At 60.5% G+C, this 20,141-nt stretch carries 20 protein-coding genes, 1 rRNA gene and 1 other RNA gene; 2 read left to right on the forward strand and 20 right to left on the reverse strand.

Annotated elements, in window-relative coordinates; genetic code table 11:
- From RIN49_RS22650 to rpoE, 17 genes are all read right to left on the reverse strand, one after another.
- A 16S ribosomal RNA gene (locus RIN49_RS22650) occupies nt 1–115 on the reverse strand; the annotation flags it as partial.
- A gap of 269 nt (nt 116–384) precedes the next feature.
- Nucleotides 385–654: a pro-sigmaK processing inhibitor BofA family protein gene (locus tag RIN49_RS22655; protein WP_309122427.1), complete on the reverse strand. Its 270-nt coding sequence runs from the start codon at nt 652–654 to the stop codon at nt 385–387.
- A 7-nt stretch (nt 655–661) separates the two neighbouring features.
- Nucleotides 662–1,015, reverse strand: a complete 354-nt coding sequence (locus RIN49_RS22660; RefSeq protein ID WP_309122428.1) for a DUF2508 family protein — start codon at nt 1,013–1,015, stop codon at nt 662–664.
- Nucleotides 1,016–1,212: 197 nt separating this feature from the next.
- Nucleotides 1,213–1,812, reverse strand: a complete 600-nt coding sequence (gene recR, locus RIN49_RS22665) for a recombination mediator RecR (protein ID WP_309122429.1) — start codon at nt 1,810–1,812, stop codon at nt 1,213–1,215.
- A gap of 13 nt (nt 1,813–1,825) precedes the next feature.
- Nucleotides 1,826–2,146 carry a YbaB/EbfC family nucleoid-associated protein gene (locus RIN49_RS22670; protein ID WP_309122496.1) on the reverse strand — a complete coding sequence of 107 codons (321 nt, stop codon included), beginning with the start codon at nt 2,144–2,146 and terminating at the stop codon, nt 1,826–1,828.
- A gap of 80 nt (nt 2,147–2,226) precedes the next feature.
- Nucleotides 2,227–4,014 carry a DNA polymerase III subunit gamma/tau gene (gene dnaX / locus RIN49_RS22675; RefSeq protein WP_309122430.1) on the reverse strand — a complete coding sequence of 596 codons (1,788 nt, stop codon included), beginning with the start codon at nt 4,012–4,014 and terminating at the stop codon, nt 2,227–2,229.
- 118 nt (nt 4,015–4,132) lie between these two features.
- Nucleotides 4,133–5,557: an ATP-binding protein gene (locus RIN49_RS22680; protein ID WP_309122431.1), complete on the reverse strand. Its 1,425-nt coding sequence runs from the start codon at nt 5,555–5,557 to the stop codon at nt 4,133–4,135.
- Between the two features lie 142 nt (nt 5,558–5,699).
- Nucleotides 5,700–5,796, reverse strand: an RNA gene (ffs, locus tag RIN49_RS22685) — signal recognition particle sRNA small type.
- Nucleotides 5,797–5,862: 66 nt separating this feature from the next.
- Nucleotides 5,863–6,258, reverse strand: a complete 396-nt coding sequence (locus tag RIN49_RS22690) for a hypothetical protein (protein WP_309122432.1) — start codon at nt 6,256–6,258, stop codon at nt 5,863–5,865.
- Nucleotides 6,259–6,322: 64 nt separating this feature from the next.
- Complete coding sequence (gene rpmE, locus RIN49_RS22695) at nt 6,323–6,520, reverse strand: 50S ribosomal protein L31 (protein ID WP_138196801.1); 198 nt, start codon at nt 6,518–6,520, stop codon at nt 6,323–6,325.
- A gap of 113 nt (nt 6,521–6,633) precedes the next feature.
- Complete coding sequence (locus tag RIN49_RS22700) at nt 6,634–7,881, reverse strand: radical SAM family protein (protein ID WP_309122433.1); 1,248 nt, start codon at nt 7,879–7,881, stop codon at nt 6,634–6,636.
- Between the two features lie 36 nt (nt 7,882–7,917).
- Nucleotides 7,918–9,282 (reverse strand): transcription termination factor Rho, encoded by a 1,365-nt coding sequence (gene rho, locus RIN49_RS22705; RefSeq protein WP_309122434.1) that lies wholly within the window; start codon nt 9,280–9,282, stop codon nt 7,918–7,920.
- Nucleotides 9,283–9,364: 82 nt separating this feature from the next.
- Nucleotides 9,365–10,624 carry a UDP-N-acetylglucosamine 1-carboxyvinyltransferase gene (locus RIN49_RS22710; RefSeq protein ID WP_309122435.1) on the reverse strand — a complete coding sequence of 420 codons (1,260 nt, stop codon included), beginning with the start codon at nt 10,622–10,624 and terminating at the stop codon, nt 9,365–9,367.
- 153 nt (nt 10,625–10,777) lie between these two features.
- Nucleotides 10,778–11,632: a class II fructose-1,6-bisphosphate aldolase gene (fba, locus tag RIN49_RS22715; RefSeq protein WP_138196805.1), complete on the reverse strand. Its 855-nt coding sequence runs from the start codon at nt 11,630–11,632 to the stop codon at nt 10,778–10,780.
- 144 nt (nt 11,633–11,776) lie between these two features.
- Nucleotides 11,777–12,175, reverse strand: coding sequence for a response regulator (locus RIN49_RS22720; RefSeq protein WP_138196806.1), 399 nt, complete (start codon nt 12,173–12,175; stop codon nt 11,777–11,779).
- Between the two features lie 202 nt (nt 12,176–12,377).
- Nucleotides 12,378–13,979: a CTP synthase gene (locus RIN49_RS22725; protein WP_309122436.1), complete on the reverse strand. Its 1,602-nt coding sequence runs from the start codon at nt 13,977–13,979 to the stop codon at nt 12,378–12,380.
- Between the two features lie 198 nt (nt 13,980–14,177).
- On the reverse strand, nt 14,178–14,702 hold the full coding sequence (gene rpoE / locus RIN49_RS22730) for a DNA-directed RNA polymerase subunit delta (protein WP_309122497.1): 525 nt from the start codon (nt 14,700–14,702) through the stop codon (nt 14,178–14,180).
- A 452-nt stretch (nt 14,703–15,154) separates the two neighbouring features.
- On the opposite strand from rpoE, the gene RIN49_RS22735 reads away from it, so the two are divergent.
- Nucleotides 15,155–16,318, forward strand: coding sequence for a S8 family peptidase (locus RIN49_RS22735; protein WP_309122437.1), 1,164 nt, complete (start codon nt 15,155–15,157; stop codon nt 16,316–16,318).
- A 21-nt stretch (nt 16,319–16,339) separates the two neighbouring features.
- Here the strand turns inward: RIN49_RS22735 and argS are convergent, their stop codons facing one another.
- Nucleotides 16,340–18,016, reverse strand: a complete 1,677-nt coding sequence (argS, locus tag RIN49_RS22740) for an arginine--tRNA ligase (protein WP_309122438.1) — start codon at nt 18,014–18,016, stop codon at nt 16,340–16,342.
- On the reverse strand, nt 18,013–18,438 hold the full coding sequence (locus tag RIN49_RS22745) for a YwiB family protein (protein ID WP_309122439.1): 426 nt from the start codon (nt 18,436–18,438) through the stop codon (nt 18,013–18,015). The genes argS and RIN49_RS22745 overlap by 4 nt, the downstream gene beginning before the upstream one ends.
- Before the next feature lie 137 nt (nt 18,439–18,575).
- Between RIN49_RS22745 and RIN49_RS22750 the strand changes: the two genes are divergently transcribed.
- Nucleotides 18,576–19,406, forward strand: a complete 831-nt coding sequence (locus RIN49_RS22750; protein WP_309122440.1) for an AraC family transcriptional regulator — start codon at nt 18,576–18,578, stop codon at nt 19,404–19,406.
- Between the two features lie 31 nt (nt 19,407–19,437).
- Here the strand turns inward: RIN49_RS22750 and RIN49_RS22755 are convergent, their stop codons facing one another.
- Entirely contained in the window at nt 19,438–20,049 is a 612-nt protein-coding gene (locus RIN49_RS22755) for a DedA family protein (protein WP_309122441.1), read from the reverse strand.
- Nucleotides 20,050–20,141 lie beyond the last annotated feature (92 nt).

Consider the following 20,141-nt stretch of genomic DNA (forward strand, 5'->3'; position numbering starts at 1 on the left):
GTGTTACTCACCCGTCCGCCGCTAAGCTGTCCCCGAAGGAACAACTCCGCTCGACTTGCATGTATTAGGCACGCCGCCAGCGTTCGTCCTGAGCCAGGATCAAACTCTCCAAAAAGGGTAGTTCAATATGCTGCGCTCATTACAAGCTAGCTTTCAAAACTTTGCTATGAGCCGAAGCTCACAGCGCGTATGCGCTCGTTGTTCAGTTTTCAAGGAACAAGCTGTCGGCTCAAGGCCGGACTATTAATTTACCACACCCGAAACTCTCATTGCAACCGGTAAAGTTTCCCACCGTTGCCGCTTCGCATTTCGGCGTCATCGTTCTCACGACGACAAGCAATAATATATCACAGCCCAATTCTCGAAGTCAACACCCTTTTTATTTTAAACGACCACTAAAAATTTCAACCCGACTAACGCCGCCAAACCCGGCACCCCAAGCGCCGCGACCGTCGTTACGGTCACCATGTTGATCGGCAGATGGAAATGCGTATACGGCTCGGCGAGACCGAGGAAATACAGCAAGATGCCGGCGATCGCGATGTTCAGAGCGACGACCCCGAGCCAACGAAAGCCGATGCGTCGACGCAGCGTTAGGAACGCAAGACCTAAGATCGACCCGACGAACACCCATAACCAAATCGAAGTCAGCATGTCCTCTTCACCCCTCCAATGTGCGCCCGCTCTCCCGAGCGCGGGTCGTATTCGTCGATTGCGCGTATACGCCGAACCCGGACGCCTTCATCGCCTTCGCCTGCTTCAGCAGCATGCCGTACCGCTTCTCCGCCGTCTCGAGCGCGAAGATCGCGTAATCGACTTCGTCGTCCCCGAGCACATGGTCGAGTCGATGCTGCGCGCACGCCCATTCGCGATGCGCGATCCGAAGCTCCCGTAACAGCGCGTCATGTTCGTTGCCCGCAGGCCCGAACACGTCGGGTTTTCCCTTTTTCGCCGGCTTCATCTGTGTTCCCAGGTTTCTGACTTGCTCCGTCCATCGCTTCCACTTCGCTTGCATATCCCGTCCCCCGATATCTCGCAGATACCCGATGTAACCGGGCTCTATATAGATATAAGTACGAGCTCCTTGAAATAGAACAGCAACCTGTCCCACAAGCCTAGACCCTGTCCCGATAAACAAGAAAAGACCCGAGGCACATTCGCCCCGGGTCATCCGCGATCCGACCGTACCCGGCCCGACGCGTTCCCATCGACTTAACTTAACTCTCTTCTTCCTTCCAGCGCCTTCGACAACGTGACCTCGTCCGCATACTCCAGATCCCCGCCGACCGGCAAACCGTGCGCGATGCGCGTCACCTTGATCTGGAACGGCTTCACGAGCCGGGACAAGTACATCGCGGTCGCTTCGCCCTCGATGTTCGGGTTCGTGGCCAGGATCAACTCCTGCACCTCGTCGTCGGCCAATCGCCGAAGCAGATCCGCCACCCGGATATCGTCCGGCCCGATGCCCTCCATCGGAGAGATCGCGCCTTGCAGCACGTGGTACATGCCGTGATATTCCTTCGTTCGCTCCATCGCGACCAAATCCCGCGGTTCCTGCACGACGCAGATGACCGAGCGGTCCCGCTGCTTATCGGAGCACACGCGGCACGGATCCGTATCCGTAATATTGCAGCACACGGAGCAGTACAACAGATTCCGCTTCACGTTCACCAACGCCTTGGCGAAGTTCATGACGTCCTCTTCCTTCATTCGAAGCACGTAGAACGCCAACCGGGCCGCGGTCTTCGGACCGACCCCGGGAAGTCTGCTGAAGGAATCAATCAATTTCGCTATCGGTTCCGGGTAGAACAAAAAGAACGTCTCCTTAGAACAATCCCGGGATGTTCATACCGCCCGTGAATTTGCCCATGTCTTGGTTCGCCAGCTCTTCGGCTTTCGTCAACGCGTCGTTCACGGCCGTCATCACGAGGTCCTGCAGCATCTCCACATCTTCCGGATCGACCGCCTCCGGCTTGATCGTGACGGACAATACGCTCTTCTGCCCGTTGACGACGACCGATACGACGCCGCCTCCGGCCGTGCCTTCGACCGTCTTGGTCGCGAGCTCTTCCTGCGCTTTCAACATCTGCTCCTGCATCTTCTTCACTTGCTTCAACATTTGATTCATATTGCCGCCGCCGCCCATGCCGCCGCGATTTCCGCCCCGCATCATCCGTACCAGCACCTCACACGTAAGAATGGAATTGATTTTGTCCGAAAAGGGTCCTACTCTTTCACTACGACGAGGTTTTCGCCGAAGACGTCGATCGCCTCGTTGATCCAGTCTTCCCTATACTTCTTGCCGTCGGCCGGTTCCGACCCGCCGTCGTCCGGCGTCAGCTCCAGCACCTCCGCGGCAGCGGCCGTGCCGGCCGCCGTCTCCTCCGCCGCCTTCCAATCCTTCAGCAGCATCGTCGCCAATCGAACCGGCCGCCCGAACACCTCGGCCATCGCGCTCTCGATCAGCTCCTTGTTCGCCGGCTTCTCGGTCGTGTCCCGGTGGAACGTGTTCTTGAACGCCACCAGGACGACGTCTTCCGTCGCCGACACCGGCTCGCCGTCCACGAGCCAGGCGTGAACCGTGATCTTCCGCTCCTTGACCCGCTGCAGCACGGTCTGCCAATCCCGCATCGCGAGCCGATACGGCTCGGAATCGCGAGAAGCCAGGAACGGCTGCAGCGCCGCGGGCGTCTTCATCGGCTTCGGCGGCGGCGGCGGCGCCTTCGCGGGCGCGGCGGACGCCGTCGCGCCGCCGGCGCTCTCCGCCGGCGCGGCCGGTCGCGACTCGAGCCGCTCGACTCGCGCCGCGAGCCGCCGCAGCTCCGCCGACAAGCCGCTCACGTCGGCGCCGCTCGTAGCGGCCGCCGCCACGCCGCTTCCGGCGGACGCCGCCGAAGTCGAAGCCGCCGCGGCGGAATCCCCCGCCCCCGGGACGCACAGCTTCAGCAGCGCGACCTCCAGCATCGTCTGCGGCATCGCGGCGTATTTCATCTCGCCGAGATACCCGTTCACGATGTCGATCATCTGGAAGAGACGATCGTTCGCGAACGCCCCCGCCACGGCGGAGAGCCGATCCCGTTCCGCGGGCGCCAGCCGGTCGGTCACCGCATTGGAGCCGGGCACGAGCTTGACCAGGAGCAGATCCCGCAAGAACGACAGGAAGCCCTCCAGACACTTGTCCGCGCTCTTCCCGTCCCGCATCAGCTTGTCGACGAAATCGAGCACGAAGCCGACGTCCTGCTTCAGCACCGCTTCGGCCAAGGCGCCGTATTGCTCGCCGGCGACGCCGCCGGTCATCGCGAGCACGCCGTCCGCCGTCACGCGTCCCCCTGCGTACGACGTCGCTTGATCGAGCAGACTGAGCGCGTCGCGCATGCCGCCGTCCGACAGACGCGCGATCAACGCCAGCGCTTCTTCGTCGGCGTCGATCGACTCGGCCTCGCAGATGCGGCGCATCCGAGCCGCCTGCTCGACCGGCGTAATGCGCCGGAAGTCGAACCGCTGGCAGCGCGAATGAATCGTCGCCGGCACCTTATGCGGCTCGGTCGTCGCTAGAATGAACAGGACATGCTCCGGAGGCTCCTCCAACGTCTTCAGCAGCGCATTGAAGGCCTCCGTCGTGAGCATGTGCACCTCGTCGATGATGTACACCTTGTATCGCACTTCGGTCGGCGCGTACTTCACCTTGTCCCGAATGTCGCGGATTTCCTCGACGCCTCGGTTCGACGCGGCGTCGAATTCGCTGACGTCGATGCAAGCGCCCGACGTAATCCGGCGGCAAGCGTCGCATTCGTTGCAAGGCTCCGCCGACGGGCCGCGCTCGCAATTGACGGCCTTCGCCAAAATCTTCGCCGTACTCGTCTTGCCGGTGCCTCGCGGCCCGTTAAACAAATAAGCGTGCGACAGCCGGCCTTCGCGGATCGAATTCTGAAGCGTCTGCGTAATATGCTGTTGTCCGATAACGTCCTCGAACGTCTGTGACCGCCATGCGCGGTACAACGCCATGCGCGCCATACGCTTCCCCTCTGACTTCCTCGGTCGCTCCCGCCCGTTACGGCAGTGCTCCTCATGATCCTTCTTATTATACCAGTTCGGCGAAGAACGTAACAGGTCGAGAAGGACGAGACCTCCTTTACGGCTTCGTGTAAGGGATCGATACGACGAAGATCGTGCCGTAGCCCTTCGAAGATACCCGGAGCGTCCCGCCCATGTCGTGCACGATACGTTGGCACACCGCCAGCCCGAGGCCGGTGCCTTCTTCTTTCGTCGTGAAGAACGGATCGAATATTTTATCGATCAAGAACGGCGGGATGCCAGGCCCCGTATCCTGGACGTACACGTTAAACCGCTGCTGGATTCGGTCCGTCTTCTCCGTGATCGTCAGCGTGCCGCCCTCGGCGGCCATCGCCTCGATCCCGTTCTTGCTCAAATTAATGAACACTTGCTTCAGCAATTCGCGGTCCGCCACGATCGGCGGCGGATCGAGCTCCGCCCGGTACTCGACCGTCACGCCGTGAAGAATCGCTTCGTTGTTGATGATCGGCAGAATTTCCCGAATGACGGCCGCCGCGTCGATCGACGAGAACGTCGTGTCCTTCGGCTTGCTCAGCAGCAAGAACTCGCTGACCAGATCGTTGATGCGATCGATCTCGCTGAGCATCAGTTCCGCGTAGCCGAACTCCTTGGTCATGCCGCGTTCCCCGAGCGACTTCTTCAAGACTTGTAGGAAACCCTTGATCGACGTCAACGGGTTCCGTATTTCATGCGCCGTGCCCGCCGCGATCTGTCCGATCATGGCCAACCGATCGCTGCGCTGCACTTGCTGCTCGAGCGAGCGTAAGTTCGAGACGTCTTTGAAAATGACGTAAGCGCCCGCGACCCGCCCCTCGGCATCCTTCAACAAGCTCGTGTCCATGATCAGCTCGAAGCGCTCTCGATCGTTCGTCCAGGAGACGGCGTGGTTTTTCACGACCATGCCGTCGAGCAGCGTCCGCTGCACGAGGCGATGCTGCACCGGTACGCCCTCGAACACGTCGTCCATCGACCGACCGATCGCCGCCTCGCGCTTCACGCCGAGAATGCGGCAGGCGGTGTCGCTGATCTCCACCAGCTCGAACTCCGGATTCATTAACAGCACGCCTAAGTTGACGTCCTTCATGAAGGCGCCGGCGAATCGCTGCAGCATATTCAGCCGGACGTCCCCGTTCAATCGATGCAGCGACAAGATGTAGCGGACCCGCTCCGCCCCTTCGATCCGGAACGCGCTGTACTCGGTAGTCAGCGCGGCAACGCCGGGCGCGCGCAGCGCCAGCGTCGGGCGAGGCGAACCGATCGCCCTCTCCAGCACCTCCTCGAACGAAGAAGCGTCTACGGCAAGCTCGGCGAACGGTCGGCCGATCAATTCCTCGGTGCGCAGGCCGAGCGCCGACGCCAGGTCCGATTGCGCGTAACAGATGCAGCCGGCGCCGTCGAGGACCAAAAACAATCCGTCGAAGATATCCGTCAGTTCATCCTTTCGATTCGTCTTATGTACCGTCCACCAATATGGTTCAAGCATGCCGCACACCGCCTTCCCAGTTGCCGGATATGGATATGTTTCGCTTCGGGCGGCGCCATTTCCTTCCAAGGGCAAGAAAAAACGCCTCGTCCGGCGGCGGCTTCCCGCAAGCGGATGAGGCGTATGCTTTGTGAACAATAGAAGAGGCCGGGGACCCCGGCACATGAGACATCCTACTTACGGCTGCTTCCTTCCGGACCTGACCGGGTTCGTAGGCACCCATTGCCAGGGCCCCGACCGAACTTAAGTATACTCCATCTCGATAGGAAATAGCAAGACGAGTCCAACCATTCCCATACGCGCGGTCACTCGAATCGGATATGGTAGTCGTACCGCGGCGCATTGCCCTTCAGCAGCAAGTAAGCATCCGACCGAATCGCGGCCGCTTCCGCCGGCGTCAGGTTATCCATGCGGATCGTCACCGTCACGTCCGTGCCGCTCATGAGGATCGACGACCGCTTATCGAGATCCATCTCTCGCAGCGCCTGCCGCATCAACTGGCGATCCTTCGTGTAGTTATGATGGGACGGGTTCGTCCGAAAATTCGGATTCGAATTGCTCATCCCGAGATATCCGTCTTCCGCGTAATGATTCGCGTCCATATGATTCGGTTCGCTTCCGCAGCCGCCGACGAGCAGCAGCGCGGACAGCAATAACATCGTTAGGGGGATGCTCCGCTTCGTTCCCCGATCGCTCTTCATAAGAAAAAGGCACCTCCTGCCGTTATCGTACCCGGCCGAGGCGCCCTTATATGCTTGGTAATGATTAGATGCCGTATTTCTTCTTGAACTTGTCGACGCGGCCGCCGACATCCAAGAACTTCTGCTTACCAGTGAAGAACGGGTGGCAGTTGGAGCAAATTTCGACGCGAAGGTTCGGCTTCACCGAGCCCGTCTCGAACGAGTTGCCGCAAGCGCACGTTACCGTCGTCACATTATATTTCGGTTGGATCGCAGTTTTCATGTGGGAGTCCCCTCTTTCCGCCCTGAATCTGTGGTCGATCCAGAGTAAAATTCATAGCAGATGTGATTATATCACGCGCCCGCACCGTTTGCAACAAGACAAAATCCCCCTTGTCAAGTCCGAAGTGGAACGTGCGTGTACGAGCCGATCTTCACGTCGGGCAGCTCGGCCTCCAAAATTTCGATCGCTTGCTTCATGCCGAGCAGCTCGCCTTGCGGCTTCGGAATGATCGCGAGGTAGCTCTCCGGGTCGATGTTCAGGTTGCGCAGCTGAATCAGCTTCAGCTTCGTCCGGCGGGCGAATTCGATCATCGCTTCGAGCTCTTCTTCGCGGTCGGTTACGCCCGGGAAGATCAAATAATTGATCGACGTGTAGACGCCCTTGCTCTCCGCATAGACGAGCGACTTCTCGACGTTCTTCAGCGTATACCCGCGCGGTTTATAGTACGCGTTATAATGCTCGTCCAGCGCGCTGATCGTGCTTACGCGCATCAGATCGAGCCCCGCGTCCACGATGCCGCGAATATGGTCGCTGAGTCCCGCGTTCGTATTGATGTTGATGTAGCCGAGGCTCGTCTTCGCTCGAACGCGCTTGATCGCCTCGATGATCGTCGGCGCCTGCGTGGCGGGTTCGCCCTCGCAGCCTTGGCCGAAGGAGATGATGCTCTCCGGCGTTCGCAGATGTTCGAGCATGATTTCGACGACTTCGTCCACGGTCGGCTTGAACTTCAGGCGCGTTTGCGGCGCCGGGAAGCCGCTGTCGTCCGGCTGCTCCGAGATGCAGCCGAAGCAGCCCGCGTTGCAGGAGAACGAGACCGGCACGGCCCCTTCCCACCGCTGCAGGAACGTGTTCGACGCCGTCAGGCATTCGTATCCGAGCGCGCAGTGGGACAAGTGCTGGAACAAGCGATTGTCCGGATACGCTTCTGTCAGCCGCTTCACGCCCGCTTCCAACACATCCACGTCGCAGTTTTTCGGATTCCACCGCTCCGGATCGTCCGATTGCCGCGCCGCGACGTAGAACGCGCCGTCCTTCCAGACGACGGCCGAGTATCCGAACAGCGGCAGCGGCTCCGCGCCCGGCCGCTTCACGTACCCGGGCAACAGAAGCCGGGTAAATCCTTGCGGCAGCAAGGCGCCGACCGCGAAGACGTCGCCCTCGTCCAGCCGCACCATCTCGCCCGTCTCGCGATCCGCGGCGACGGGGCGCGTGCCGGGCAGCGACACGAGCGTCGCTCCTTCGGGAAGGGGAATCAGCTCCTCCTCCAGAATGTCCGTGATCGCGTCTCCGCCGCGCCCGAGCGCGACGTAATCGGGGTGATCGTATACGTTGCCTTCCGCATCCGCATAAACCAATTGCATGGAACTTTCACCTTCTTCGTATCTTGCAAGATGTCGTTACGTCCTAGGCTGCGTGCCGACGGCCGAGCTCGTCTTGCGGACTCCGGCCGAGCGGGTTCCGGAGGACGAAGCGGACGAGCCGCCGGACGAGCCGGTCGTTCCGCCCGCGGAGGAGCCCCGCTTCGTCTCGATCGTCTTCAAGAACTCTTCGTTCGTCTTCGTATCCGCCAGCTTCTTCAGCAGCGCCTCGGTATATTCGTGAGAATCCTGCATCGACTTGCGGATCGCCCACACCTTCTCGAGCTCTTCCTTCGTCAGCAGCACTTCCTCGCGCCGCGTTCCCGATCGGCGAATATCGATCGCCGGGAACACGCGACGTTCGGCGAGCTTACGGTCCAGATGCAGCTCCATGTTGCCCGTTCCCTTGAATTCCTCGTAGATGACGTCGTCCATTCGCGAGCCCGTCTCTACGAGCGCCGTCGCGAGAATCGTCAAGCTGCCGCCTTCCTCCACGTTGCGCGCCGCGCCGAAGAACCGCTTCGGCCGATGGAACGCGGCCGGATCGACGCCGCCGGAGAGCGTGCGCCCGGACGGCGGAATGACGAGGTTGTACGCGCGCGCGAGCCGCGTGATGCTGTCGAGCAAAATAACGACGTCCTTCTTATGCTCGACGAGACGCAGCGCCCGCTCGAGCACGAGCTCCGCCACCTTGATATGATTTTCCGGCACTTCGTCGAACGTCGAGGATACGACCTCCGCGTCGACGGACCGCTGCATGTCGGTCACTTCCTCCGGACGCTCGTCGATGAGCAAGATGAACAGCTTGATGTCCGGGTAGTTCTTCGAGATGCTGTTCGCGATTTTCTTCAGCAGCAGCGTCTTGCCGGCTTTCGGCGGAGCGACGATCAAGCCCCGTTGGCCGAGGCCGACCGGCGTGAACAAATCCATCAAGCGGGTGGAAATTTCGTTAGGGGCGGTTTCTAAGACGATTTTCTCCTGCGGATACAATGGGGTAAGCGCGGGGAAATGCAATCGTTCGGACGCCGTCTCCGGGTCTTCTCCGTTGACCGCAGTCACGTGCAGCAAGCCGAAGTAGCGTTCGCTCTCTTTGGGAGGCCGGCATTTGCCGGAAACCAAGTCGCCCGATCGCAGGTCGAACTTGCGAATTTGCGAAGCCGAGATGTAGATATCCTCCGAGCTCGGCAAGTAATTGATCGGCCTGAGGAACCCGAAGCCCTCTGGCAAAATTTCCAGTACGCCTTGCATAAACATAAGTCCGGATTTTTCCGCTTGCGCCCTAAGGATCGAGAAGACCAATTCTTTCTTCTTCATCTGTCCGTAATAGGGAATCTGATACGATTTCGCAAGCTTGTACAGCTCCGTCAACTTCAGCGCTTCCAAGTCGGCTAAAGTGAGATCCATATCGTATGACCACCACATTTCTTATAAAAATAGCGTTCGTTCGAAACCCTATCGTTCCAGTTATAGACGAGAACGCGCGGTTCTATTCGCGCTCCAGCCACACTTCCGCGCCGAGGCGCGACAAGTTGTCGGTCAGCAGGTCGTACCCGCGTCGAATGTATTCGTACCCGGTAATTTCCGTCACGCCGCCGTTCGGGACCATCAAGCCCGCGATGAACAACGCTGCGCCTGCGCGCAGGTCGGTCGCCCGCACCTTGGCGCCGTTCAGCACGCTCTTCTGAATGATGGCCGATCGGCCTTCGACGCGAATGTTCGCGCCCATGCGCTGCAGCTCCGGCACATGCTTGAATCGACTGCTATAGACGTAGTCCGTCAAAATGCTGACGCCGTTGCCGCGGGTGAGCAGGCTCGTCATCGGCGACTGCAGGTCCGTCGCGAAGCCCGGGTACACGAGAGCCTTCACGTCGATGTGCGCATACTCCGGCTGCCCGACGACGCGGATCGCTTCGTCCATCTCGTAGACGTGCGCGCCCATCTCTTGCAGCTTCGCCGTGAGCGCCTCCATATGCTTCGGTATGACGTTGTCGACCAACACGTCGCCGGACGTCGCCGCCGCGGCGATCATGTACGTGCCGGCCTGAATCCGATCCGGAATGATCGAATGGCGGCAGCCGTGCATCTCCTTCACGCCTTGGATGCGAATCGTCTCCGTGCCCGCGCCTTTGATCTTCGCCCCCATGGAGCTTAACAACGTTGCTACATCTATGATTTCAGGCTCTTTTGCCGCGTTTTCGATAATCGTGACTCCGCTCGCGCGAGCGGAAGCTAGCATAATATTGATCGTGGCCCCGACGCTGGCGACGTCGAGGTAAATTTTCGCGCCTTGCAAGGATTTGGAGGTGATATGAATGGAGCCGTGTTCGTTCTCGACGGTGGCGCCGAGCGCTTCGAACCCTTTGATATGTTGGTCGATCGGGCGAGGCTCGAAGTTGCAGCCGCCCGGCATGCCGATCAGCGCTTCGCCGAATCGGCCTAACAATGCTCCCATCAAGTAATAGGAAGCTCGAAGCTTCTTTACGTTCCCGTTCGGAAGCGGCTTCGAGCGCAGCCCGCTCGGGTCGATCGTCATCTGGCCGTCCGCGTAGCGCACCTTGGCGCCCAGTTCCTCGAGCAATTCGGCGTAGATGGCGACGTCGCTAATATCGGGCAGATTGTCCAAGACGACGGTCGTCTCGGCGAGAAGCGCCGCGGGGATTAGAGCCACCGCGCTGTTCTTCGCGCCGCTTATCGTAACCGTTCCGCGCAGCGGCCGGCCGCCGGCGATCATGAGCTTATCCGTCATTCGTAACTGTTCCCCCTGCTCGAAATGAAAACCCCGCCTCTCCCACGGTCGGCAAGGTTTTCCGGTTAGAAAAAAAGAGACAGGGAAACCACTCGGCGCCGGAATGTCCGTCGAATGAATTTCCCCGCTTCGCCTGACGCTGTATTGTTGCCCTTACGCCTGGTTGCTGCTGCCGAACAATTGAATCTTCGATCTGACGACCTCGACCATCGCGTTCTTCGCCGGAGTGAGGTATTTGCGCGGATCGTATACCTTCGCGTCCTTATTCAGCACTTCGCGGATCGCTTCGGTGCATGCGACTTGGTTTTCCGTGTTGACGTTGATCTTGCCTACGCCGGCCGCGATCGACAAGCGAATCGCTTCGTCCGGTACGCCCGAACCGCCGTGAAGCACGACCGGAACCGGAATCGCCTTCGCCACTTCTTCGATGATGTCGTAGCGGATCTTGACTTCGCCCTTATACATGCCGTGCGCCGTACCGACCGCGATCGCGACGCAATCGACGCCCGTCTCTTCGTAGAATCGAATCGCTTCTTCCGGCTTCGCCAGCGCGGCATCCGCTTCGTCGACGCTGATGTCGTCTTCCACGCCGCCGATCGTGCCGAGCTCGCCCTCGACGGACACGCCCATCGCGCGAGCCGCTTTCACGACTTCCTTCGTCAGGCGAATGTTGTCTTCGAACGAATGGTGAGAGCCGTCGAACATGACGGAAGAGAAGCCCGCGCGGATACACTTCATCGCGACTTCGAACGTGCTGCCGTGGTCAAGGTGAAGCGCGATCGGCAGACCCGATTGCTTCGCCGCGGCTTCCGCGATCGCGACCGTGTACTCGATGCCCATGTATTTCAACGCGCCTTCGCTAACGCCGAAAATAAACGGGGATTTCTCCGCCATGGCGGCTTCCGTAATGGCTTTCGCAAACTCCAGGTTGTTCATGTTGAATTGGCCGACGGCGAACTTGTTAGCTTTCGCCTTCGGTAAGAATTCGTTCATTGAAACAAGCGGCACAAGTATAACCTCCCTAGTATGTATCTCCTATTCGAAGGCCGTGCCCGAAAACGCACGCGATACTTGTCCGCCGGACGCGACCCGAAGCAAATTATAACACAATCGCGCCGCGAATGGTATTGACGGAAATCACTGCGAATATTCTTACGACTCCACCGCCATGCGGGAGTAAGACGATCCGCCGCGCAGCTGGTCGTTGACCGCCGAGCGAAGCTCGTCGATATCGAACGGCTTCGTGAAGTGCATGAGCGCCCCCGATTCCGTCGCTTCCTTGATCATATCGAGCTCGCCGTACGCCGTCATCATGATGACCTTGATGCTCGCGTCGATCTTCTTGATATGCTTTAAAATTTCCAGTCCGTCCATGCCCGGGATCTTCATGTCCAAGAGCACGAGATCCGGCTTATCGTTCCTTACGATGTCCAAAGCGAGCTTGCCGTTGGAAGCCTGATACGTCTTGTAACCCTCGCTGCTGAATACTTCGGTCAGCAGCACCCGGATGCCATTCTGATCGTCCACGATGAGTACCTTATTATTATGCATGATGGCTTCTCCTCCCGTCGCCAAACCCTTGACAAAGGGCTGACGGTCCGACTGTTAAACAATATAGTTCGCGTCCCGCGCACGTATTCCTTCTCTTTTTTTCAAAAAAAACCATAGGAAAGCATACAATTTGCAGAGATGGAAAAAAGGTCGCCATCAAGCGACAAAATCCGCTAGAAGGCAACCTTTTTCTACATTTTATTTATTGTTGCAGGCGGAGCGCCGCGCTGACGAACTCGCGGAACAACGGCTGCGGACGATTCGGTCTCGACGTGAATTCCGGATGGAATTGCACCGCGAGGAACCACGGGTGATCCGGCAGCTCGACGATCTCGATGAGGCGGCCGTCCGGCGACGTGCCGGAGAAGCGGAGGCCCGCCGCTTCCATGCGGTCCCGGTACGCGTTGTTGAACTCGTACCGATGGCGGTGACGCTCGTATACGAGTTCGTCGTTGTAGCAGCGCGCCGCGAGCGACGATTCGTCGAGCTTGCACGGGTACAAGCCCAGGCGCATCGTGCCGCCGAGATTTTCGATATCCTTTTGCTCCGGCAGCAGGTCGATGACCGGGTACGGCGTCGCCGCGTGAATCTCCGAGGAGTTCGCGCCCCGAAGACCGAGCACGTTGCGCGCGTATTCGATGACGGCCACTTGCATGCCGAGGCAGATGCCGAAGAACGGGATGCGCTGCTCCCGCGCGTAGCGGATCGCCGCGATCTTGCCTTCGATGCCGCGGTCGCCGAAGCCGCCCGGCACGAGAATGCCGTGCACGCCGGCGAGAAGCTCCGCTACGTTATGATCGTACACTTCCTCGGCGTTCACCCAGCGGATGTTCACTTCCGTGTTCGCGTCGATGCCCGCATGGCCGAGCGCTTCCACGATGCTGAGGTACGCGTCGTGCAGCGCGACGTATTTGCCGACGATGGCGATCTCCGTCCGGTGCGTGAGCGACTTCACGCGGCGCACGAGGTCCTGCCATTCGGTCATGTCGGCCGGAGGCACGTCCAATCCGAGATGGCGCAGGACGATATCGTCGAGGCGCTGCGCTTGCAGCATAAGCGGCACTTCGTAAAGCGTCTCGGCGTCGATGCACTCGACGACCGCGTCGGAATCGACGTCGCAGAACTGCGCGATCTTCCGCTTCATGTCGTCGGCGAGCGGATGCTCGGTTCGGCAGACGATGACCTGCGGCTGGATGCCGATGCTGCGCAGCTCCTTGACGCTGTGCTGCGTCGGCTTCGTCTTCACTTCGCCCGCCGCCTTCAGGTACGGGATCAACGTCACGTGTATGTACATGACGTTCTGGCGGCCGATGTCGTTCTTCATCTGACGAATCGCCTCGAGGAACGGCAAGCTCTCGATGTCGCCGACGGTGCCGCCGATCTCCGTGATGACGACGTCCGGCTGCGTCTCCCGGCCGGCGCGAAGGATGCGCTCCTTGATCTCGTTCGTGATATGAGGAATGACTTGTACGGTGCCGCCCAAATATTCGCCGCGCCGTTCTTTCGTAATGACGGAGGAATAGATCTTGCCCGTGGTGACGTTATTGTTCTTGCTCAGGTTGATGTCGATAAAGCGCTCGTAGTGGCCGAGATCGAGGTCGGTCTCCGCGCCGTCGTCCGTCACGAATACTTCGCCGTGCTGGTACGGGCTCATCGTGCCCGGGTCGACGTTAATGTACGGATCGAACTTCTGAATCGTGACCTTGAGTCCCCGGTTCTTCAACAGACGGCCGAGCGACGCTGCGGTGATGCCCTTCCCGAGAGACGATACGACACCTCCGGTTACGAAAATATACTTCGTCATGACGTGATTCCTCCTAGGACGCAACCTCTATCGAGGCGAAATTTACGAAAATTATGCGAATAAACAAAGAAAAAGTGACACCGCGGGTGCGGGGCACTTTATCATTATTACCTATATCCGGCTGAAGCCCAAAAGATAGTTTACCTTGCCGGAAGGAGCATGTCAATACATGCTCCCCGCAAGATAACGGCGCTTCGCTTACTTCTCGTCGTCGTCCTCCAAGTCGTCCTCGAAGTCGTCGACTTCTTCGTCGGCCTCCTCGGCTTCCGCGTCCTCGTCGAGGTCGGCGTCATCCTCCGCGTCCTCGTCGTCCAGCTCCTCGTCGACTTCTTCCTCTTCTTCCTCCAGGAACTCGTCGCGATCCTCGTCCAGCGCGTCGAAATCTTCGACTTCCTCGCGATCGCCGTCGTAGGTTTCCTCTTCTTCCTCCGTGTACAGATCGTCGTCGTCATCGTCTTCGTCGTTGATAATGCGCGGACGCTTGGCGCCGCCCGTGACGGCTTCGTCGCCCTTCTCGACCGGATACCAACGCTTCAGGCCCCACAGATTCTGCCCGACGCACGCGAAGCGCCCGTCGATGTTGATCTCCGTGTACACCTGCGCGATGACTTCCTTCGCTTCTTCCTCGGAGAGCCCCTTGAACTTCGCGATCTCCCGCATTAAGTCCCGGTAATAATACGGCGTATTGGCCGCCTTTAAGATTTCAAACGCCACGTCGACCATCGGAATTTCCTTCGCTTGATCGGGCGTAAACTTCAGCTTGTACTCGCTCACGGTATGCACAACCCTTTCGGTTCTCCGGCCGACGAGACGCATCGGACGCGCGAGAATATGTATACTGCTACCCTTTCCATTTTCACATCTTAGTAAAACCTATTTTTTAGAAAAAAGCAACTGACCCCCTGGAAAAAAGCGGAGGCGAAGGGGGGCTCCCTTCGCCTTGACTGTATCCGCTTCGCCGGCGCACGAGCGGGGCGCCGGCGTTCGGGAATCGGGAGTTTCTCAACTCTCCCTATATTGTATGACGCGCGACGCAGAGCGCTACGTATTCATGCCCATTTCTTGAAAAAACGGCGAACGCTCATCCCTACGTCCCATCAACCACATACAATGTGACATTCCATTCCCTGTTGGCAACTAACGGATTGAAGCTACATTATGTTGGGGGGTCGTTCATGGAAGCCGTTGCCTTTGTGAAAATGCTCCATCAGGCGCTAACCCGCCCGAAGAGGAGGGAATCCGGCCGCCACATTCTCCGCGTGGCGAACGCCGCCGATTATCATCGCATCGCAAAGACGATCCAGGAAACCAAGGGCGTCTTCCGGCGGCTCGCGTCCGTCCGTCCGCTGCCGCTCATCCACGCGTTCTCGTACAACGGCGCCTTGAACCCCGCCTTCCTGCGGAAATTCGCCGGCCTCGTTACGATCGAAGACGATGTCGCCGTCTCCGTGCACGCCCTGCCGGCGCACGGGGCCGGCTCGCCCGTCCCGCCGGGCCGCATCAAGCGCCCTTTCGTCCCGTCCGGCATCCGGACCGTACGCGTCCCCGCCGTGTGGAAGCATTCGCGAGGCGACCGCGTGAAGATCGGCGTCATCGATACCGGCGTCGACTACAACCATCCGGATTTGCAGCCGGCGCTGTCCCGCGGCATCAACCTAGTTCACCCGCGCACGCTGCCGTACGACGACAACGGGCACGGCACCCATATCGCCGGCACGATCGCGGCCGCCGGCCGCTTCGCGATGACGGGCATCGCCCCTCACGCCGTGCTGCTGCCGGTGAAGGCGTTCGACCATGAAGGCTCGGCGTACGTCTCCGACATTATCAAGGGCATCGATTGGTGCGTCCACCAAGGCGTGCACATCATCAACATGAGCTTCGGCATGAAGCAGCGGAGCGAATCGATGCTGGAGGCGGTCCGCAACGCGAAGCGGTCGGGCGTCATCATCGTCGCCTCGTCGGGCAACGACGGACGCCGCGGCTTCATCGATTATCCCGCGCGCTTCCCGCAGACGATCAGCGTCGGCGCGGTCGACGCGAAGGGCGCCATCGCCCCGTTCAGCAACCGAGGCAAGCGGATCGACGTGTTCGCCCCCGGCGAGAAGGTGATGTCGACGTGGCCGAAGGGACGCTACCACGAGATGAACGGCACGTCCATGGCGACGGCGCACGTGACCGGGGTGCTCGCGCTGGCGATGGCCGCGCGTCCGGGACTGACGCCGACGCAGGCGAAGCGGCTCATCGCCGCGGCGCAGGTGCCGCTCAAGCTGCCGAAAAAAGCGACCCGGTATCCGGGCCGCCTCGATGCGGTGCGCGCCTTCCGGCACTTGAAAGGATAAGGCTCGCTCCCGGCCGGCGTCTTACATCCGGTCGGGGGCATGTACGCCGATGAGGCGCAGGGCATTGACGAAGGCGTGCTTCAGCGCGAGGAACAACGCCAGCTTCGCTCTCGTCTCCGACTCGTCCTCGGTCAGCACACGCTCCGCCTTATAATAGCTGTGGAACTGAGAGGCCAGCTCGAAGACGTAACGGACGACGCGATGCGGCGCGAGCGACTCGGCCGCTTCGGCGACCTCGGCCGGCAATTCGCCGATTTTCCGCAGCAGATCGTATGCCGCTTCCGACGCGAGCGGCGACAGGTCGACGCCTTCGGCCGTCGTCGGCACGGCGATGCCCTTCTCCTCGGCTTGGCGGAACACGCTGCAAATTCGGGCATGCGCGTATTGTACATAAAACACCGGGTTCTCGTTCGATTGCGACACGGCCAGATCCATATCGAAGTCGAGATGCGAATCGGTGCTGCGCATCGCGAAGAAGTATCGGGTCGCGTCCACGCCGACTTCGTCCATCAAGTCTTCCATCGTGACCGCCTTGCCGGTCCGCTTGGACATCTTGACCTTCTCGCCGCCTTGGTACAAGCTTACCATCTGCGCGATGAGCACCGTCAGCTTCGCAGGGTCCTCGCCGAGCGCTTCCATCGCGGCCTTCATGCGCGGCACGTAACCGTGGTGATCGGCGCCCCAGATGTTGATCATGCGGTCGTAGCCGCGGCTGTACTTGTTCAGGTGGTACGCGATGTCCGGCAGCAAGTACGTGTACGAGCCGTCGTTCTTGATCAGCACGCGATCCTTGTCGTCGCCGAACGGCGTCGTGCGCAGCCAGACGGCGCCTTCGTGTTCGAACACGTGGCCGTTCTCGCGCAGCTTCGCCAGCGTCGGCTCGATGAGCCCGTCGGTATAGATCGACGTCTCGCTGAACCAGTGGTCGAAGCGGACGCGGAACCGCTCGAGGTCCCGCTTGATCTTGTCCAGCTCGCGCTCGAGCCCGTACTGCCGGAAGAAGGCGAACCGTTCGCCGTCCGGCAGCGACAGCAGCGCGTCGCCCTTCGACTCGGCCAGCTCGCGCCCGAAGGCGACGATGTCTTCGCCGTGGTAGCCGTCTTCCGGCATCGCCGCGTCTTGCCCGAGCGCCTGCTTATAGCGCGCTTCGATCGAATACGCGAGGTTCGCGATCTGATTGCCCGCGTCGTTAATGTAATATTCCCGCTCGACGCGGTAGCCGGCGAAGTCCAGCACGTTGCACAGCGCATCGCCTACCGCCGCGCCGCGCGCGTGCCCGAGATGCAGGCTGCCGGTCGGGTTGGCGCTGACGAACTCGACCTGCACCTTCGCGCCTTTGCCGAAGTTCGTGCGGCCGTAATCGTCCCCCTGGCTTACCGCCTGGACGACGATCTCGCGCAGGTACGACTTGTCCATGAACAAGTTAATGAAGCCGGGACCCGCGATCTCGGCGCGCTCCACGCCGGCCGCCTTGCCGTCCAACGCCGTCAAGAGCGCTTCGGCGATCGCCCGCGGCGGCTTCTTCGCCGCCTTCGTCATTTGCATCGCGAAGTTCGTCGCGAGGTCGCCGTGCGCCTTCTCCTTCGGCACCTCGAGCGTTATGACGGGCACTTCCCCTTCGGGAACGAGCCCCGCCTTCACCGCCGCCTGCCGCAGCGCGTCGGTCACCTTCTGTTTTTGCTGCTCCAATGCGTTCATCCTGCTTCTTCCGCCTCCTGCACGTCCAAGTTCACTTGAAACCGTCCCGCTTCCGCGCCACCGACCCATAGTTCGTACGACCACGACGCGACGCCGACGCCGCCCTCGAAGCGAACGGAGATGGCTCCCGTCTTCGTCTCGAGCGGGAACGACCCGTGCGCGGTCTCGTAATAGCCGACGGCGATGCCGTTCGGGACGAACCGCTGCTCCGCGCGCACGGCGCCTTGGCGAATGACCGAGACGCCGCCCTCCTCGAGCTTCACCGTCGTCGTGACGCCGGCGAGGTCCGCGGACGTCTCTTGATATCGAATATACGTATGACCGCCCCGCAAGTACGCTGCGCCGTCGGTGTCGACGATCGATTTCCGTCCGTCGTTCACGGTGGTCAGCCGGACGCGGACGTTCCGCTTGTGCTCATTCATGATTTTCAGTGTACTCTAACGTTCTTCTCCTTTGCAACCGGGCGCCCGGACGCGTCTTCAAGCGTTTCCGCTTTCTATCCATCCGCCGCTGTTCTTGATAATATAACGATATGAAACTTTACCGAGGCGGGTGGACGATGAGAGACCGAAACTTCTTCCCGGTGCTGACCGAACTCGAGCTGCAGCTGCCTATGTATCTCACGAGCGCGGGCGGATGGATCAATCAGGAGCGGACGGACCGGCCGGACGGATTTTTCTCGTTCCAATGGATTCAGTGCTTGAGGGGGCAAGGGCGGCTCGAGCTCGGCGGCACGGCCGCCGACGTCGGCGAGGGGCAAGGCATGCTGCTGTATGCGGGCGTCCCTCATCGCTATTACGCGGTGCAGGAGCCTTGGAGCGTGGTGTGGGTGACGTTCCACGGCAGCGTCGTACCCGAGATGTTGGAGCGCCTAAGGCTGAAGGAATCGGGCGTCTATACCGTGTCGGAGCCCGAGTCGCTGCTCGATCAGCTGGACCGCGCCGCGGAGGTCATGTCCGGGAGCGATCCGCTCCGGGGCTACGAAGGCTCCGCCCTGCTGTACCGGCTGCTGCTCGACCTGGCCAAACGGAGCTCGTTCAAAGCCGGCGGATCGCGGCAGCAGCACCTGCAGAACATCGCTCCGATGCTGCGGTTGATCGAAGAGCGGTACGCGGACGACTTGTCGCTGGACGACCTCGCCGGAACGCTCGGCGTGACGCCGCAGTACGCCTGCGCGCTGTTCCGGCGTTCGTTCGGCATGCGTCCGTTCGAGTACGTGACGAAGCATCGGCTGCGCCGCGCGAAGGAGCTGCTCCTCGCCGACTTCTCGCTCGCCGTGGCGGAGGTCGGACGCCGCGTCGGCTATGGTCATACGAGCTATTTCATCAAGCTGTTCAAGCAGCAGGAAGGCATGACCCCAAGCCAGTTCCGGCAGCTGTTCCTCGGCTAAGGGGCTTCGAGTGTTACGCGGTAATACCGGGTTACTCCGCCTTCCTTCGCTTCTTATAGAGAACCCATGCGACATACGCCGCCGCGACGACGCCGACCGCGATGCAGACGAAGAGCAAGTACCGCTCGACCAACAGGAACGCGGCCTCCCACTGCTCGCCGAACGCGTACCCGATCGCGATGAACGCCCCCGTCCAGCACGCGGCGCCCCCATAGGCGTAGACCGCGAACGTGCGGAACGGCACCCGCAGCATGCCGACCGCGTACCCCGCGAATTGGCGCACCCCCGGGATGAAGAAGCTCGCGAACAGAAACCGGTTGCCGTACCGCTCGTAATACCCTCTCGACTTCTCAAGCACGTCCGGGCGGATCATCAGCCGCCTGCCGAACTTCTCGAGCAGGCGCGCCCCCGCTTGATAGCCGATCGTATACGTCGCCGTCACGCCGATGGACGCGCCCAGGAACGCCGCAGCGACGGCTGCGACCGGCGACAGCGCCTCTTTGTATAGTAAGTACCCCGTATACGCGAGCGTCGTCTGCCCCGGCGGCAGCGGCAGCGCGATGAAGTCGATCGGCAGTCCGATCAACAGGACGAGGTATCCGTATTGTTCGAAAACCCGTTCCAGCCAAGCCAACGCTTCCAACGAACGTTCACCTCCGTTCTCATTATGGCGCGTTCGACCTTTCCCGAACCATAGTTCCGGGTCGAGCGCGCGGCCGGACCTAAGTCTTGCGC

Source organism: Paenibacillus sp., assembly GCF_031177825.1.
GTDB lineage: Bacteria > Bacillota > Bacilli > Paenibacillales > YIM-B00363 > Paenibacillus_AE.

Coding starts and splice junctions, on each gene's coding strand:
- RIN49_RS22660 (WP_309122428.1), bottom strand. CDS start 1,015: ATGCAAGCGAAGTGGAAGCGATGGACGGAGCAAGTCAGAAACCTGGGA.
- RIN49_RS22745 (WP_309122439.1), bottom strand. CDS start 18,438: ATGAATGAGCACAAGCGGAACGTCCGCGTCCGGCTGACCACCGTGAAC.
- RIN49_RS22735 (WP_309122437.1), top strand. CDS start 15,155: ATGGAAGCCGTTGCCTTTGTGAAAATGCTCCATCAGGCGCTAACCCGC.
- RIN49_RS22670 (WP_309122496.1), bottom strand. CDS start 2,146: ATGGGCGGCGGCGGCAATATGAATCAAATGTTGAAGCAAGTGAAGAAG.
- argS (WP_309122438.1), bottom strand. CDS start 18,016: ATGAACGCATTGGAGCAGCAAAAACAGAAGGTGACCGACGCGCTGCGG.
- rho (WP_309122434.1), bottom strand. CDS start 9,282: ATGGATCTCACTTTAGCCGACTTGGAAGCGCTGAAGTTGACGGAGCTG.
- RIN49_RS22700 (WP_309122433.1), bottom strand. CDS start 7,881: ATGCAATTGGTTTATGCGGATGCGGAAGGCAACGTATACGATCACCCC.
- RIN49_RS22720 (WP_138196806.1), bottom strand. CDS start 12,175: ATGCATAATAATAAGGTACTCATCGTGGACGATCAGAATGGCATCCGG.
- dnaX (WP_309122430.1), bottom strand. CDS start 4,014: ATGGCGCGCATGGCGTTGTACCGCGCATGGCGGTCACAGACGTTCGAG.
- RIN49_RS22655 (WP_309122427.1), bottom strand. CDS start 654: ATGCTGACTTCGATTTGGTTATGGGTGTTCGTCGGGTCGATCTTAGGT.
- rpmE (WP_138196801.1), bottom strand. CDS start 6,520: ATGAAAACTGCGATCCAACCGAAATATAATGTGACGACGGTAACGTGC.
- RIN49_RS22725 (WP_309122436.1), bottom strand. CDS start 13,979: ATGACGAAGTATATTTTCGTAACCGGAGGTGTCGTATCGTCTCTCGGG.
- rpoE (WP_309122497.1), bottom strand. CDS start 14,702: ATGGTCGACGTGGCGTTTGAAATCTTAAAGGCGGCCAATACGCCGTAT.
- RIN49_RS22680 (WP_309122431.1), bottom strand. CDS start 5,557: ATGCTTGAACCATATTGGTGGACGGTACATAAGACGAATCGAAAGGAT.
- RIN49_RS22690 (WP_309122432.1), bottom strand. CDS start 6,258: ATGAAGAGCGATCGGGGAACGAAGCGGAGCATCCCCCTAACGATGTTA.
- RIN49_RS22750 (WP_309122440.1), top strand. CDS start 18,576: ATGAGAGACCGAAACTTCTTCCCGGTGCTGACCGAACTCGAGCTGCAG.
- RIN49_RS22710 (WP_309122435.1), bottom strand. CDS start 10,624: ATGACGGATAAGCTCATGATCGCCGGCGGCCGGCCGCTGCGCGGAACG.